Source organism: Streptomyces fradiae ATCC 10745 = DSM 40063, from assembly GCF_008704425.1.
In the GTDB taxonomy this organism is placed as follows: Bacteria; Actinomycetota; Actinomycetes; order Streptomycetales; family Streptomycetaceae; genus Streptomyces; species Streptomyces fradiae.
Genome location: NZ_CP023696.1, coordinates 4,411,472 through 4,426,898, shown reverse-complemented (window position 1 = coordinate 4,426,898; position 15,427 = coordinate 4,411,472). Strand labels below are relative to the sequence as shown.

The window sequence follows — 15,427 nt, the reverse complement described above, 5'->3', positions numbered from 1 at the left end:
GACGGCGTGAACGGCACGGACGGCGTGGACCGGGCGGCGGGCACGGACGGCGACGCGGCCGGCGTGCCGGGCGCCGCGGACGCGGCGAACGCGGCCCTCGGGGCGTCCCACGAGTCCCTCGCCCGCGGCGCGGCACGCACGGCCGCGGGCGCCTGCGACGGCGAGGCGCCGGCGAGGCCCCGTACGGCCGCCGAGGCGGAACGTCCCGGCTCCGCCGCCCACGTGCCGTCCCAGGCGGGCGCCCGCGCCGCGGACGGCCCCGCGGCAGGCGGCCCCGACACGGGTGCCCCGGAGGCGGGAGCCCTCGGTGGGGGCCTCCCGGAGGCGGGAGCCCCCGAGGCGGGTGCGCCCGCGCCGGGCGCCGCGGCCGGCGGCGTCCCCGCCCAGGGGGCCCAGGGCGCCTCGGGCGCCGCGCGGCGGGAGGGCGAGCGGCTGCGGTTCGTGGGCGCCGCGACGCGGCGGATCGCGCGCGGCATCGACCTGGACGAGATCGTGCTGGGCCTGTGCCGGGCCACCGTGCCGACCTTCGCCGACGCGATCCTCGTCTACCTGCGCGACCCGCTGCCCGTCGGCGACGAGCGGCCCGTGGACCCGTTCGTGCTGCGGCTGCGCCGCGCGGACCGGCTGCGTTTAACGGAGGACGGCCCCGGCGACCTCGGGCTGCTGCCCGCCGGGGCGGCCGTGGCGCCCGACGTGGAGCAGAGTCCCGCCGCCGAGCTGTGCGAGGTCCGTTCCGGCGGGCACCTGGCCGAGGTGCTGCGCGGGGTGCGGCCGGTGTCCGGCGACTCGGAGGCCGCCCGCGCCGCGCTGCACGAGCTGCTCGGCGAGGGCTCCGTCGTACCGTCCGGGGAGCGCGCGGTCCTCGCGCCGCTGCGGGGCCGCCGCAGGGTGATCGGCGCCGCCGTGTTCCTGCGCCGCCCGGAGCGCGCCCCGTTCGAGCCGAACGACCTGCTGGTCGCGGCGCAACTGGCGACCCACACGGCGCTCGGCATCGACAAGGCGGTGCTGTACGGGCGGGAGGCGTACATCGCCGACGAGCTCCAGCGGACGATGCTCCCGGAGAACCTGCCGCAGCCGACCGGCGTGCGGCTGGCGTCCCGCTACCTGCCGGCGGCCGAGACGGCGCGGGTCGGCGGCGACTGGTACGACGCGATCCCGCTGCCCGGCAGCCGGGTCGCCCTCGTCGTGGGCGACGTCATGGGCCACTCCATGACCTCCGCCGCGATCATGGGCCAGCTGCGTACGACGGCCCAGACCCTGGCCGGGCTCGACCTGCCGCCGCAGGAGGTGCTGCACCACCTGGACGAGCAGGCGCAGCGGCTCGGCGAGAACCGCATGGCCACCTGCCTGTACGCGGTGTACGACCCGGTAGCGCACCGCATCACCATCGCCAACGCCGGCCACCCGCCGCCGATACTCCTGCACCTGGGCGGCCGGGCCGAGGTGCTGCGGGTCCCGTCGGGCGCGCCGATCGGCGTGGGCGGCGTGGACTTCGAGGCGGTGGAGCTGGACGCCCCGGCGGGCGCGACGCTGCTGCTGTACACCGACGGCCTGGTGGAGTCGCGGCTGCGGGACGTGTGGACCGGGATCGAGCAGCTGCGGGAGCGGCTCGCGGCGACCGCTCAGCTCACCGGCCCGGACCACCCGCCGCCGCTGGAGGCGCTCTGCGACGACGTGCTCGACGTGCTCGGGCCCGGCGACCGGGACGACGACATCGCGCTGCTGGCGGCCCGGTTCGACGGGATAACGCCGAGCGACGTGGCGTACTGGTTCCTGGAGCCGGAGGACGCCGCGCCGGGCCGGGCGCGGCGGCTGGCCCGCAGGGCGCTGGCCCGCTGGGGCCTGGAGGACCTGGGCGACGCGGTGGAGCTGCTGGTCAGCGAGGTCGTCACCAACGCGGTGCGGTACGCGTCGCGGCCGGTGACGCTGCGGCTGCTGCGGACCGAGGTGCTGCGCTGCGAGGTGGGCGACGACTCGCCGCAGCTGCCGCGGCAGCGCCGGGCGCGGGACACCGACGAGGGCGGGCGCGGCCTGTTCCTGGTGAACCGGCTCGCGCGCCGGTGGGGTGCGACCCGGCTGTCCACCGGGAAGGTCGTCTGGTTCGAGCTGCCGACCCGTCTCTGAGGCGGCCCGGCCGCTCCCGCCGCCCGCGCCCCGTCCGGACGGGGCGCGGGCGGCGGGGGCGGGAACGGGAAGGGAGGTGGCCGGGTCCCTGGTGGGGGACCCGGCCACCTCCCTTTCGGCGGTCCGGCTACGGGCGGGACGCCTTGTCGTCGGTGAGGCCGACGTCCGTGCCGGGGTCCGTGCCCGGGTCGCCGCTGCCGCCCGGATCGGGCGAGGACGAGGGCGAGGACGACGGGGACTGGGTGGGCGGCGTCGGGCTGCTGGGCGGGGCCGGCGTGGACGGGGTGCGCACGGGGGCGCTGGAGGACGGGCCCGTCGTCGGCTCGTCCGGCTCGTCGCTCGGAGGCGCGGAGGGCGTGGTGCTCTCCGACGGGGACGCGGAGGGCTGCGGTCCGCCGTCCCCGATCTCCGTGACGTCCAGGTCGAACCGCGCGTCGGAGCCGCCGCCGAGGGCGTCCAGCGTGTAGTCGGCCCAGATGCGGGCGGGGAAGCCGCCGCCGTTGGCCCGGCCCATGCCGGCGGTGCCGGTCAGGGTGGTCTGGGTGCCCTTCTGCGCGTCCTCGCCGAAGAGGGCGACCACGGTGGTCAGTTCGGGCGTGTAGCCGGCGAACCAGGCCGACTTGTTGTTCTCCGACGTGCCGGTCTTGCCGGCCGCCTGGTACGCCGGGGTGCCGGCCGCCTGGCCGGAGCCGTTGCGGACGACGCCGGTCAGTACGGAGGTGACGGTGTCGGCGGTCCGGCGGCTGACGACCTGCGGCCCGATCGGGTCGGCGAGCTGGGCCGTGCGGTCGCGGTGCTCGGCGGACTTCACGATCGACGGGGTGACCCTCTTGCCGTGGTTGTCGAGCGTGGCGTACACGCCCGCCATGTCCCAGGTGGAGGCGTTCATGGTGCCGAGCGACATCGCGGGCGACTCCACGAAGCCGTCGACGTCCCGCATGCCGAGGGCCAGCGCGGTCTTCTTCACCTCGGCCGGGCCGACGTCCACGATCATCTGCGCGAAGACCGAGTTGATCGACTTGTTCATGGCGCGCTGGACGGTGACCGGGCCGTAGCTGCGGTCGTCCTCGTTCTGGGGGGCGAAGTAGGTGGCGCCGCCCCTGACGGGACGGCGGCTGGTGCCGTCGTACACGGTGTTGACGCCGATCCGGCGGCCGTCCTGCGTCCGGGAGCGGTTCTCCAGGGCCGCGGCGAAGACGAGCGGCTTGAACGTGGAGGCGGGCTGGTAGTCGCGGCGGGTGGCGTTGGACGTCCAGTGCTCGGTGGCGCCGACCCCGCCGTACAGGGCGACGACGTGCCCGGTCTTCGGGTCGACGGAGGTGGCGCCGGCCTGCACGGCGGCGTCGACCTCGTCGTCCTCCCGGTCGAGCCTGCTCTCGAGCTGCTTGTCGACCGCCTCGACCAGCTCCTTCTGGCGCTTCTTGTCGACGTGGAGGGTGATCGTCCAGCCGCCCGCGGTGATGTCCTCCTCGGCGACGCCCTGGCGTATCAGCTCCTGGTTGGCGGCGGCGACGAGGTAGCCGGTCTGGCCCTCCATGCCGGGGGCGGGCCGGGGCGACTGCGGCTCGGGGAAGTCCATGCCGGCGCGCTCGGCAGGGTCGAGCCACCGCTCCTCGACCATGTTGTCGAGGACGTAGTTCCAGCGCTGGGTGACCAGCTTGCGGCCGCTCGGCGACGCGGAGGTCCAGTCGTACTGGGAGGGGGCCTGGAGCAGCGCGGCGAGGTAGGCGCCCTGCTCGACCGTCAGCTTGCCGGCGTCGACGCCGTAGTAGGCCTGGGCGGCGGCCTGTATGCCGTAGGCGCCGCGGCCGTAGTAGCTGGTGTTGAGGTACCCGGCGAGGATCTCCTCCTTGCTCTTGCGCTGGTCGACCTTGAGGGAGATCACCAGCTCCTTGAGCTTCCGGGTGACGGTCTGGCTCTGGTCCAGGTAGTAGTTCTTGACGTACTGCTGGGTGATGGTCGAGCCGCCCTGCTTGCCCTTGCCGGTGATCGTGTTGACCACGCCGCGGGCGGTGCCCTTGAAGTCGACGCCGGAGTCCTCGTAGAAGGTCTTGTTCTCCGCCGCGACGAACGCCTTCTCCACCGGGTCGGGGATCTTGTCGAGGCCGACGATGGATCGGTTGATCTTGCCGGTGCGGGCGAGGATCGAGCCGTCGGAGTACCGGTAGACGTTGCTCTGCAGCTCCGCCTCGGCGTTGGCGCTGGGGACCGGGACGAGCAGGTAGACGGCGTAGAAGCCGCCCATGGCGAGCAGGCAGAACACGAAGAGCGCGCCCAGCAGCTTCCGCCACGTGAAGAGGCGGCGTATGCGCCCGCCTCTCCCCTGTTCCCGGCGCGCCTCGCGCTGCCGGGACCGCTGCGCATCCGCTCGGCCCATGGCTCCGTCGCTCCCGTTGCTCGGTGTTCGTCCGTCGCGTTCCGGTCCCCACGTCCGGATCGGCTCAGCAAGCTAACCCGGCCCAGCCGACATAGACCAACGGATCCCGTCTTTCCGGACGTGAGAATCAGCACCCGTCCCACCAGGAACCGACTCACCAGGGGTGGACAAGGTTGCGGTACGCGCTAAAGTGATATCACTTTGCTTCACTCAAGAGAGCACGGGATCGGGGGGACCATGTCCGACACGTCCACGCCGTCGACACCTGCGACGGCATCGGAGGCGCAGGCGGCATCCGCGGCGTCAGGGGTATCGGGGGCATCGGGGGGATCGGCGACCGCGGGGAGCGCGCGACCCGCCTCCGCCGGGGCGGCGCCGGAGACGCCGCGGGCGCAGGTGCGGGAGTTCACGGCGTACAGCGTCGGCGGAGGCCTCGCGCTGCTGGCCGGACTGGCCGGACTGGCGCTGGGCGTGTGCCTCGTCGTCGCCGGTGCGGCGGTGGCCGAGGACACGTCGGCGGCCGCGCGGGCCGGGCTGATCGTCCTCGGCGCCCTGGTGGGCCTGGCGGCAGTGCTCGCGATGTGCGGGCTCAACATGGTCGCGCCGGGCGAGGCGCGGGTGGTGCAGCTCTTCGGGCGGTACCGGGGGACGGTGCGCGCGGACGGGCTGCGCTGGGTGAACCCGCTGACGTCGCGGGTGGCGATCTCGACGCGCGTGCGGAACCACGAGACGGCGGTCCTGAAGGTCAACGACGCCTATGGCAACCCGATCGAGCTGGCCGCGGTCGTCGTGTGGCGGGTGGAGGACACGGCGCAGGCCATGTTCGAGGTGGACGACTACGAGCGGTTCGTCTCCACGCAGACGGAGGCGGCGGTCCGGCACATCGCGATCGAGTACCCGTACGACTCCCACGACGAGGAGGGGCTGTCGCTGCGCGGTGACGCCGAGGAGATCACCGAGAAGCTGGCGGCGGAGCTGCACGCGCGTGTGGCGGCGGCCGGTGTGCGGATCATCGAGTCGCGCTTCACGCACCTGGCCTACGCCCCGGAGATCGCCTCGGCGATGCTCCAGCGGCAGCAGGCGGGCGCGATGGTGGCGGCCCGGCAGAAGATCGTGGAGGGCGCGGTCGGCATGGTGGAGTTGGCGCTGGACCGGCTCACGGAGCGCGACATAGTGGAGCTGGACCCCGAGCGGAAGGCGGCCATGGTCTCCAATCTGATGGTGGTGCTGTGCGGTGACCGCTCGGCGCAGCCGGTCGTCAACACGGGCTCCCTCTACCAGTGACCGCCCGCCGCGAGCGCAAGCAGGTACTGCTCCGCCTGGACCCGGCGGTGTACGAGGCGCTGGCGCGCTGGGCGTCGGACGAGCTGCGCAGCGCGAACTCGCAGATCGAGTTCCTGCTCCGCCGCGCCCTGGCGGAGGCGGGCCGCCTCCCGGACGCTCCCTCGCCCCTCCCCCGGCGGGGCCGCCCGCCGAAGCGTGCCGCGCCGCCGGAGGGAGCCGCGGCCCAGGAGGGGCCCGCGTCCGCGGCGGGGACCGGGTCTCCGGCGGGGCGGCCCCCGGCGGACCCGGCGGCGGGAGGCGCCGCGCCGTCGGGGCCGGGGCCGATCGCCGGGAACTGACCGGAAGGTGTGGACGCCCCCGGACGGCGGCCCTCCGCGGCCTGCCCCCCGGCCCGCCGCCCCTCCAGTGCGCCCCGGCGGACGGCTGGACGGGCGCAGGCCCAGGGCCGGGGCGGGCGTGGTACGGCACGCGGTACGGCGCGCGGCCTTAGGGGCACCGGCGGGGCGGGCGCGCCGGGCGCCGGGCGCCGAGGACCGGGCTCGGAGGAACCGGGCCGGGCACCGGTCGCGTCGTCAGCGGACAGGGCGGCCACCCCGCACGGACGCCGAACCCCTGGGCGGCGCCACCGGACGGAGGGGCCGGGCCGCGGGACCTCGACGCCGTGCGGCGCGCAGCAGGCGTACGGGACGGAGAGCGGTGCGGGACGCGGCGGACGTACAGGACGAGGACGGCTTCGAGCCCGTGGCCGGCGGGCGGGGTGCGGCGGGCGTGCGGGACGGGAGCGGTGTACAGGGCGGGAGCGGCGTACCCGGTCCGGGCGGCGTCCCCGGCCGGAGCGGCCTGCCGGAAGGGCGCGGCGGGACCGGCGCGCGGGAGACGGGTGGCCGGTCGGGATGGCGCCTGCGGTGGGGGCGGGACGGACGGGGGCGTACGGCCTGGTCGCGCGGGCGGGTCCTCGCCGTACTGGCGGCGCTCACCGCGTGGCTGATCGTGTTCCATCCGGTCGTGCCGGACCTGCCGGGGCGGCCGGGGAGCCTGGTGGAGGCGTTCCTGCCGTGGCTCGGGCTGCTCGTGCCGGTGCTCGTCGCCGCCGGGCTGGTGCGGCGGTCGGCGACCGCGCTGCTCGCCGCGCTGCTGCCGGTCACGGCGTGGGCCGGTACCTTCGGGGGGCTGCTCCTGCCCGCCCCGGACGCGCGGCACGACCTGACGGTGGTGCAGCACAACGTCAGCGACGAGAACGCCGACCCGGCGGGCACCGCACGGGCCCTGGCGGCGGCCCGCCCGGACCTGATCGCCCTTCAGGAGGTCACCCCGCGGGCGCTGCCCGCCTACCGGGCGGCGCTCTCGGCGCGCTACCCGCACCACGAGGTCCGCGGCACGGTCGGCCTCTGGTCGGCGCACCCCCTCACGGACGTGCGCGCACTGGACATCCGGCCGCGCGGGGTGGAACCGGGGTGGCGGCGCGCACTGCGGGCCACGGCGTCGACCCGGCACGGGGACGTCGCCGTGTACGTGGCGCACCTGCCGTCCGTACGGCTCAACGCGCGGGGCTTCGACGCGGCCCGCCGGGACGAGAGCGCCGGGCTGCTCGGCTCGCTGCTCGCCGCCGAGCCCCTGGACCGGGTGGTGCTGCTCGGCGACCTCAACGGCGCGGTCGACGACCGGGGCCTGGCCCCGCTGACCTCGCGCCTCGGCACGGCCGGCACGGGGTTCGCCTTCAGCTGGCCCGCGTCGGCGCCGCTCGCCCGCATCGACCACGTCCTGGCCCGCCGCGCGGAGGTCCTCCGGATCTGGACCCTGCCCCCGACCGGCTCCGACCACCTGCCGGTCGCCGCCCGCCTGGCGTACTGATCGGACCGGGCGCGGGCCGGGCACCAGGGCGCGAAGGCACCGGGCGCGGGTCGGGCACCGGGCGCCAAGGCACCGGGCGCGGGCCGGAGCGCGGAGGCACCGGCGCGGGCGCCCGCGGCCTACCGGGCTTCCGCCGGGAGGACCCGTACGGGCAGGGCGGCCAGGGCGCCGCGCAGCGCCTCGGCCAGCTCCTGGAACTCGGCCGCGCGCGCCGCCCCCGTGCGCATCGCGAGGGCGACCCGGCGGGACGGGGCCGGGTCCGCGAAGCGGCCGGTCACCAGGCTGGGGTTGCGCCCGGTCTCGACCCGCACGGCCGTGTGCGGCAGCAGCGTCACACCGAGCCCGCCCGCCACGAGCTGCACCAGCGTCGAAAGCCCGGCCGCCGTCGTGGTGACCGCGGCGCCGTCCGTGCGCCCGGCCTCCCGGCAGATGTCGAGGGCCTGGTCGCGCAGGCAGTGGCCCTCGTCCAGCAGCAGCAGGCGCAGCTCGCGCAGTGCGTCGCGCGGGATGTCCGTGCGGCCGCCCAGCGGATGGCCGTCCTGTGTGACCAGCACGAAGTCCTCGTCGAACAGCGGCAGTTCGGTCACGCCCGGCACGCCCAGCGGCACGGCGAGCAGCAGCACGTCGAGCCGCCCGGAGCCCAGCCCCTCCAGCAGCGAGTACGTCTGCTCCTCGTGCACCTGGAGGTCCAGGTCCGGGTACCGCTCGTGGACCAGCCGCAGGACCGTCGGCAGCAGGTAGGGCGCGACGGTCGGGATCACGCCGAGGCGCAGCACGCCGGTGAAGGGGGCCCGTACGGCCTCGGCCTCCTCCAGCAGCTCGCCCACCGCGTCCAGCACCGCCCTGGCCCGGACGGCGAGACGCTCCCCCGCCGGTGAGAGCAGCACCTTACGCGTCGTACGCTCAAGGAGCTGGACACCGAGTGCCTCCTCGAGTGCCGACACCGCGCCCGACAGCGCCGGCTGGCTCATGCCGATCGCCGCCGCCGCGTCCCGGAAGTGCAGATGCTCGGCTACCGCCGCGAACGCCCGGAGCTGGGACAGACTGGGCTGCTTGCCCTTGTGCACGGAGTGTGCCGGGGAGACCACTGATAACCACCTTCAATCAACACGACCCAGTCTAGCTATTTCACTGATCAATGCACACCGTGCCATGCTGGCGGTCGTCCAACCCCCACGGGTGTCCCGCGAGGGACACCCCCGCCACTAGGAGAGCGTGTGCTCACTGTCGGTGACCAGTTCCCCACGTACGACCTGACCGCCTGTGTGTCGCTCGAGAGCGGCAAGGAGTTCGCGCAGATCGACCACAAGGCCTACGAGGGCAAGTGGCGCGTGGTGTTCTTCTGGCCGAAGGACTTCACCTTCGTCTGCCCGACCGAGATCGCCGCGTTCGGCAAGCTGAACGACGAGTTCGCGGACCGCGACGCGCAGATCCTCGGCGTCTCCGGCGACTCGGAGTTCGTGCACCACGCCTGGCGCAAGGACCACGACGACCTGCGTGACCTGCCCTTCCCGATGCTGGCCGACTCCAAGCACGAGCTGATGCAGGCCTGCGGCGTCGAGGGCGAGGACGGCTTCGCGCAGCGCGCCGTCTTCATCGTGGACCCGAACAACGAGATCCAGTTCGCGATGGTGACCGCCGGCTCCGTCGGCCGCAACCCCAAGGAGGTCCTGCGGGTCCTGGACGCCCTGCAGACCGACGAGCTGTGCCCCTGCAACTGGAGCAAGGGCGACGAGACCCTCGACCCGGTCAAGCTGCTGGCCGGCGAGTGACCTACCGGAACGGGTGAACCACCATGTCTCTTGACGCCCTGAAGTCCGCCATCCCGGACTACGCGAAGGACCTGAAGCTCAACCTCGGCTCGGTCATCGGCAACAGCGACCTCCCGCAGCAGCAGCTGTGGGGCACCGTCCTGGCGTGCGCGATCGCCTCGCGCTCCCCGAAGGTGCTGGCGGAGCTGGAGCCGGAGGCGAGGGAGAACCTCAAGCCCGAGGCGTACGAGGCGGCCAAGTCGGCCGCCGCCATCATGGCGATGAACAACGTCTTCTACCGGACGCGCCACCTCCTCTCCGACCCGGAGTACGGCACGATGCGCGCCGGCCTGCGGATGAACGTCATCGGCAACCCGGGCGTGGAGAAGGTCGACTTCGAGCTGTGGTCGCTCGCGGTCTCCGCGATCAACGGCTGCGGCCAGTGCCTCGACTCGCACGAGCAGGTGCTCCGCAAGGCGGGCGTGGAGCGCGACACGATCCAGGAGGCGTTCAAGATCGCCGCGGTCGTCCAGGCCGTCGGCGCGACGCTGGACGCGGAAGCGGTCCTGTCCGCCTCCGAGTGACCGACCCGGACCGACCGGACCGGCCGACCGGCGGACCGACCGGAGAGTGACGCGGCCGACAGGCGGCGCGGACATGGAGAAGCCCCACCGGCGATCGACGCCGGTGGGGCTTCTCCGTGTCCAGGTCCCCGGACCGGGCACCGGACGGCCGGGGCGCCAGGGCCGATGGCGGCCGTGGGCCCGCCCCTCAGCGGGTGGGGGAGGCCGAGCCGTCGGGGGCCGGCGCGGTCCGCAGCCGCTCCAGCAGCTCCCGCACGTCCTCGACCATGAACTCCTTGAGCCCGTCGAGCGGCGCGTGCGTCGACTCGCCGGGCGGGTCGCCGGTGTCGTCGACGTACTCGTGGAGCCCGCTGACGCTGAGCGCGATCTCCGCCTGGCCGTCCAGGACGACGAGCGCGGCGTAGGAACCGCCGCCGACGCTGAAGTACGCCTTCTCACCGAGGCCCGGCACCGGTTCGGGCGCCGGCTCCTCGGGCAGGGCGGCCTCCTTGCGCACGGCCTCGAACTCCACGCCCGGATCGGCCTGCTTGTGCAGTTCGTACCGGAGGTTCACCTCGTACGTGGACGGCAGCTCGCCCAGTGTGACGGCGCAGTACGCCCGGTCCAGCACCGGGTGCTCGTACGATTCGGCGCTCGTGGTGGCGCCGCGCTTGCCGAGCGCGGTGACCAGCGCGGACAGCGGCGCCTCGGCGCACAGGGAGGGCGCCGCCCGGTAGCCGCCGAGGTCCGGACCGCGCGTCTGGTACGCCGTGAGGCCGGCCGCCCACAGCACGGACGCGCCCAGGGCGCCGCCGAAGGCCCACAGCCAGCGCCGCCGGTACCGCCCGCCGGGCAGCACCGCCGGGGCGCCGCCCTCGACCGGGTCCGCGCCGGAGCCGTACGGGAAGCCGCCGCCCGTGGCGTAGGCGGTCGGCCGGCCGGGGCGCAGCGGCTCGCCCGCGTCGTCGACGAGTTCGGGTTCGGATATCACTCGGTCTCCGGCCGCTCGCGCCCACCGGCCCCGCCGGAACCACCGGCCCCACCAGCCTCACCGGCACTGCCGGAACCACCGGCCCCACCGGCACCGCCCGAGCCGCCCGGCCCCGCCGGTCCGCCGCCCGCCCGGCCCGCCGAGCCCACCGCGCCCACCGGGGCGAGGGGCCCGACGGCGGGCACGGTCGCGAGACGGCGCAGCACCTGGTCCTCGCTGTACGCGCGCAGGTACCCGACGACCGTGTTGGTGACGGCGACCAGCGGCACCGCGACGACGGCGCCGCCGATGCCCGCGACGAGCCCGCCCGCCGCGACCGTCAGCACGACCGCCAGCGGGTGCACCCGCACGGCCCGCCCGAGGATGAACGGCTGCAGGACGTGCCCCTCGATCTGCTGCACCGCCAGCACCACCACGAGCACCATCAGGGCGGTGAACACCCCGTTCGTGACGAGCGCGACGACCACCGCGAGGGCGCCGGAGATGACCGCGCCCACCAGCGGGATGAAGGCGAACAGGAAGATGAAGACGCCCAGCGGCACCGCGAGCGGCACGTCGAGGAAGTAGATGCCGAGCCCGATGAAGACGGCGTCGATGAGCGCGACGATCACCGTGCCCCGCACGTACGCGGTGAGGGTGCGCCAGGCGCGCGGCCCCGCCCCGGCGACACCCGGACGCGCCTGGGCGGGCACCAGCTTCAGGACCCAGTGCCAGACCTTCTTCCCGTCGTAGAGGAGGAAGAGGGTGGAGAACATCGCCAGCAGTATCCCGGTCAGGACCTCGACCATGACGGTGACGCCGGTGAGGCCGGCGGAGGTGATCTCCTCGGTGTTGGTGCCGATCGTGTCGCTGAGGTTCTGGGCGATGTCGTTGATCTGGCTCTCGGTCACGTGGAACGGGCTGTCGATCGCCCAGCGCTTCAGCTCCTCGATGCCGTCCCGCACACGCGCGGAGACGTTGCCGAGGTTGTCCATGACCTGCCAGACGACGAACCAGCCGACGAGGCCCATGATGACGAAGCCCGTGACGGCGGTGAGCGCCGTGGCGAGACCGCGCGGCAGGCCGAAGCCCTTCAGGCGGCTGACGGTCGGCTGGAGCAGCGCGGTGATGAGGAGCGCGGCGACGAAGGCGAGCACGACGAGCTGGACCGTGCTGATGACCTTCATCACCACCCACAGCGTCCCCGCGAGGACGAGCAGCCGCCAGCCCGCCTCGGCGGCGACGCGCATCCCCCAGGGGACCGCGTCCACGGGGTCGGGACGGGCGGCGACCGCGGGGGCGTACGCGGGGGGTGCGGGGACGATGCCGGGCGCCCCGCCCTCCGGCTGCGCCGCCGCGAGGCCGCTTCCCGACTCACCTGCGGCGGACCCGCCCGCAGGCCCGGGGGCCCCGGTGGCAGGCGGTCCGGGACGGGCGCCGGCGGCGGAAGCCTCACCGGAGCCGGAAGCAGGACCGGCGGCGCCGGGACCGGGACCGGCGGGGGACGCGCCGACGGGGCCGTCGGCGTCCGCCTCGGCCTCCGCTCGCGCGCGGCGCTCCTCCAGTTGCCGCCCCATCCGGCTCAGCCCGGCGCCCAGCCGGCCGAGCCACCCTGGCACTCTCGACATGACCTTCCCTGCTCCCCGCACCTGTCCCCCGGAATCACGGCCCCCCGACCGTACACGGCAGGAGCCCCTCACCGTAGGACGGCGAGGGGCTCCGGGACGTTGAGCGCCGCTGTCAGTACCAGTGGTTGGCCTGCCAGAACGACCAGGCGCCGCAGGGGCTGCCGTAGCGTTCGTTCATGTAGTTGAGGCCCCACTTGATCTGGGTGGCCGGGTTGGTCTGCCAGTCGGCGCCCGCGGAGGCCATCTTGCTGCCGGGGAGCGCCTGGACCAGGCCGTACGCGCCGGACGAGGGGTTCTGCGCGCGGTAGTTCCAGGTCGACTCGCGCTCCACGATGTTGCTGAAGCACTGGAACTGGTCGCCCGGGATCATCTGGCGGGCCATGGCCTGCACTTCGGCGACGGTGTACGAGGACTGCGCGGAGAAGCTGGAGGCGTCGCGGACGGCGTCGCGGCTGGCGCGCTCGCGGGCGTCCCGCTCCTCCCGCTCCTTGCGCTCCTCCTCGGCCTTCTGCTCGGCGGCGGCCTTCTTCGCCTCGGCGTCCTTGGCGGCCTGGCGGCGCGCGTCCTCCCAGGCGGCCTGCTGCGCGGCGGTGTCGGCCGCCGACGCCTGGGCCTCGGCCTGCTGCGTCAGGGAGGCGACCTGGACCTGTGCCTGCTGGCCGGCAGGTATGTCGGCGAGGAGGGTCGTGTCGGCGGCGGTCGCCTCGAAGTTCTCCGGCTGCGCCGCCTGCGGGTTGCCCGCGGCGACACCGACGACGGCGCCGACAGTGGTGACCGCGGTGGCCGACGCCACCGCGAATCCCCGGACCGAGATCCGGCTCACACGGTTTCCTTCCAGCATCGCCCGCACAGGTGACCTCGCGGGCGCGATCGTGCCCCTGGCGCTGGTCCCCCCACTCGCTGGGTCACGGGGGACACGGGCCCGGTGGGCGACTCCCCTGCGGGAGCGCCGCGTGGTGCTCGGGCGGCATACGGCTGACGGCTGTTGAGTTGTTGGTGCTGCCGCGGTTCCTGGGAAACGCGGCGGTGCCGTATGCGGGGCCTGACGGAAGCAAGACTCTAGCGGGAAGGTTCCAGCGCACGGCAATTTCCCGTCGCGTGGGAAAGCTCACACCCCGTTCGCCCCAGCGGTTTTGACGAAAGGGGCGCGCGACGCGGCGCCGCCCGGCTAAGCTCTCGCGCTTCGCCGGGCGGCGCCCAGGTCCCTGAATCTCCGTTGTGTACCTTTTGCCTGGCGGTCGGTCAGCAGGCGGTCACACCGCCCTCACCTTACGCCACCGCCGGGCTCAGATGTGGACGTCCTCCAGCATTTCGGTCACCAGGGCCGCGATCTGCGACCGCTCGGAGCGGGCCAGCGTGACGTGCGCGAACAGCGGATGCCCCTTCAGCTTCTCGACCACCGCGACCACCCCGTCGTACCGCCCCACGCGCAGGTTGTCCCGCTGCGCCACGTCGTGGGTGAGGACGACCCGCGAGTTCGCCCCGATCCGGGACAGCACGGTCAGCAGGACGTTGCGCTCCAGGGACTGCGCCTCGTCGACGATGACGAACGCGTCGTGCAGGGACCGGCCCCGGATGTGGGTGAGCGGCAGGACCTCCAGCATGTCGCGGGCGGTGATCTCCTCGATGACCTCGCGCGACGTCACCGCCGACAGCGTGTCGTAGACCGCCTGCGCCCAGGGGTTCATCTTCTCGGCCTCGGTGCCCGGCAGATAGCCCAGCTCCTGCCCGCCCACCGCGTACAGCGGCCGGAACACCATCACCTTCTGGTGCTGCCGCCGCTCCAGTACGGCTTCGAGGCCGGCGCAGAGCGCGAGCGCGGACTTGCCGGTGCCGGCCCGGCCGCCGAGGGACAGGATGCCGACCTCCGGGTCGAGCAGCAGGTCGAGGGCGATCCGCTGCTCGGCGCTGCGGCCCCGGATGCCGAACGCCTCCCGGTCGCCGCGCACCAGCCGCACGGACCCGTCGGAGGAGACCCGGCCGAGCGCCTTGCCGCGCTCCGACTGCAGGACGAGGCCGGTGTGCACCGGCAGGTCGGCGGCCTCCGGCACGTACAGCGTCTCCTGGGCGTAGAGCAGGTCGACCTGCTCGGCGGTGAGCGGCACCTCGCACATGCCGGTCCAGCCGGAGTCGGTGACGGCCAGCTCGGCGCGGTACTCCTCGGCGAGCAGGCCGACGGAGGACGCCTTGATGCGGAGCGGGAGGTCCTTGGAGACGACCGTGACGTCGTACCCCTCCGCCTGGAGGTTGCGGGCGACGGCGAGGATGCGCGAGTCGTTGTCCCCGAGGCGGTAGCCGGCCGGGAGGATGCCCGGGTCGGAGTGGTTCAGCTCCACGCGCAGGGTCCCGCCCAGGTCGCCCACGGGGATGGGCGCGTCGAGCCGCCCGTAGCGGACGCGCAGGTCGTCCAGGAGGCGCAGCGCCTGGCGGGCGAAGTAGCCGAGCTCCGGGTGGTGCCTCTTGGCCTCCAGTTCCGTCACCACGACGACGGGCAGCACGACCTCGTGCTCGTCGAAGCGGGTCAGGGCGTTGGGGTCGGCCAGCAGGACGCTGGTGTCGAGTACGTAGGTGCGCCGGTCGTCGGGACGGCGCTTAGTGCTGGTCACCACGGAAGGACAGACCCCCTCTTATAGAGGCGCGTGAGGTCGGGGAGCGACGGCTGCGGCGTCGCGGTGGGACGGTCCGGGATCGGGCCCCGCTGCACGGGCCGCGACTCCGGCCCCCCGGTACGTCCACGCGCCTGCGGCGCGCGGTGTTCCTGGCGCAAAAGGGCCTCCCGCGGCGAGCGGGTTGTCGTACCGCTCACTCTGCAAGGGATATGCCCCCCAGGCCACCGCGCCATGCCCGCCGGCCCTGGCATATGACACGCCGTCCGCCCG

General features: G+C 74.3%; 12 protein-coding genes. 6 read left to right on the top strand and 6 right to left on the bottom strand.

Annotation, left to right across the window (positions count from 1 at the left end):
- Positions 1–222: 222 nt before the first annotated feature.
- Positions 223–2,124 (top strand): SpoIIE family protein phosphatase, encoded by a 1,902-nt coding sequence (locus CP974_RS19925; protein ID WP_373276744.1) that lies wholly within the window; start codon positions 223–225, stop codon positions 2,122–2,124.
- A gap of 127 nt (positions 2,125–2,251) precedes the next feature.
- Here the strand turns inward: CP974_RS19925 and CP974_RS19920 are convergent, their stop codons facing one another.
- Positions 2,252–4,501: a transglycosylase domain-containing protein gene (locus CP974_RS19920; RefSeq protein ID WP_031131654.1), complete on the bottom strand. Its 2,250-nt coding sequence runs from the start codon at positions 4,499–4,501 to the stop codon at positions 2,252–2,254.
- A 396-nt stretch (positions 4,502–4,897) separates the two neighbouring features.
- On the opposite strand from CP974_RS19920, the gene CP974_RS19915 reads away from it, so the two are divergent.
- The 3 genes from CP974_RS19915 to CP974_RS19905 all read left to right on the top strand — a co-directional run bounded on the left by CP974_RS19915 (position 4,898) and on the right by CP974_RS19905 (position 7,636).
- The gene (locus CP974_RS19915; RefSeq protein ID WP_051839403.1) at positions 4,898–5,785 is read left to right on the top strand and encodes an SPFH domain-containing protein; all 888 of its coding nucleotides are present in this window, start codon (positions 4,898–4,900) and stop codon (positions 5,783–5,785) included.
- Entirely contained in the window at positions 5,782–6,123 is a 342-nt protein-coding gene (locus tag CP974_RS19910; RefSeq protein WP_051839405.1) for a type II toxin-antitoxin system antitoxin, read from the top strand. The genes CP974_RS19915 and CP974_RS19910 overlap by 4 nt, the downstream gene beginning before the upstream one ends.
- 562 nt (positions 6,124–6,685) lie before the next feature.
- Positions 6,686–7,636, top strand: coding sequence for an endonuclease/exonuclease/phosphatase family protein (locus CP974_RS19905; protein WP_031131660.1), 951 nt, complete (start codon positions 6,686–6,688; stop codon positions 7,634–7,636).
- 119 nt (positions 7,637–7,755) lie between these two features.
- Here the strand turns inward: CP974_RS19905 and CP974_RS19900 are convergent, their stop codons facing one another.
- On the bottom strand, positions 7,756–8,724 hold the full coding sequence (locus tag CP974_RS19900) for a hydrogen peroxide-inducible genes activator (RefSeq protein ID WP_051839407.1): 969 nt from the start codon (positions 8,722–8,724) through the stop codon (positions 7,756–7,758).
- Between the two features lie 129 nt (positions 8,725–8,853).
- On the opposite strand from CP974_RS19900, the gene CP974_RS19895 reads away from it, so the two are divergent.
- A complete protein-coding gene (locus CP974_RS19895; RefSeq protein ID WP_031131664.1) occupies positions 8,854–9,408 on the top strand; it encodes a peroxiredoxin in 555 nt (184 codons plus the stop codon).
- Between the two features lie 23 nt (positions 9,409–9,431).
- Positions 9,432–9,971 (top strand): alkyl hydroperoxide reductase, encoded by a 540-nt coding sequence (locus CP974_RS19890; protein ID WP_031131666.1) that lies wholly within the window; start codon positions 9,432–9,434, stop codon positions 9,969–9,971.
- 187 nt (positions 9,972–10,158) lie between these two features.
- On the opposite strand, the gene CP974_RS19885 is transcribed toward CP974_RS19890, so the two are convergent.
- From CP974_RS19885 to phoH2, 4 genes are all read right to left on the bottom strand, one after another.
- Positions 10,159–10,941 (bottom strand): hypothetical protein, encoded by a 783-nt coding sequence (locus CP974_RS19885; RefSeq protein ID WP_051839409.1) that lies wholly within the window; start codon positions 10,939–10,941, stop codon positions 10,159–10,161.
- Positions 10,938–12,548 (bottom strand): AI-2E family transporter, encoded by a 1,611-nt coding sequence (locus CP974_RS19880; RefSeq protein WP_107067018.1) that lies wholly within the window; start codon positions 12,546–12,548, stop codon positions 10,938–10,940. Before CP974_RS19880 ends, CP974_RS19885 begins: the two co-directional genes overlap by 4 nt.
- A gap of 112 nt (positions 12,549–12,660) precedes the next feature.
- On the bottom strand, positions 12,661–13,371 hold the full coding sequence (locus CP974_RS19875; protein ID WP_031131672.1) for an aggregation-promoting factor C-terminal-like domain-containing protein: 711 nt from the start codon (positions 13,369–13,371) through the stop codon (positions 12,661–12,663).
- 463 nt (positions 13,372–13,834) lie between these two features.
- The gene (gene phoH2, locus CP974_RS19870; protein ID WP_031131674.1) at positions 13,835–15,157 is read right to left on the bottom strand and encodes an RNA 5'-3' helicase PhoH2; all 1,323 of its coding nucleotides are present in this window, start codon (positions 15,155–15,157) and stop codon (positions 13,835–13,837) included.
- Positions 15,158–15,427: the final 270 nt, after the last annotated feature.

What these genes read in the sequence shown, in the direction of transcription:
- CP974_RS19920 (WP_031131654.1), bottom strand. Translation starts at nt 4,501, where the DNA reads ATGGGCCGAGCGGATGCGCAGCGGTCCCGGCAGCGCGAGGCGCGCCGG.
- CP974_RS19890 (WP_031131666.1), top strand. Translation starts at nt 9,432, where the DNA reads ATGTCTCTTGACGCCCTGAAGTCCGCCATCCCGGACTACGCGAAGGAC.
- CP974_RS19880 (WP_107067018.1), bottom strand. Translation starts at nt 12,548, where the DNA reads ATGTCGAGAGTGCCAGGGTGGCTCGGCCGGCTGGGCGCCGGGCTGAGC.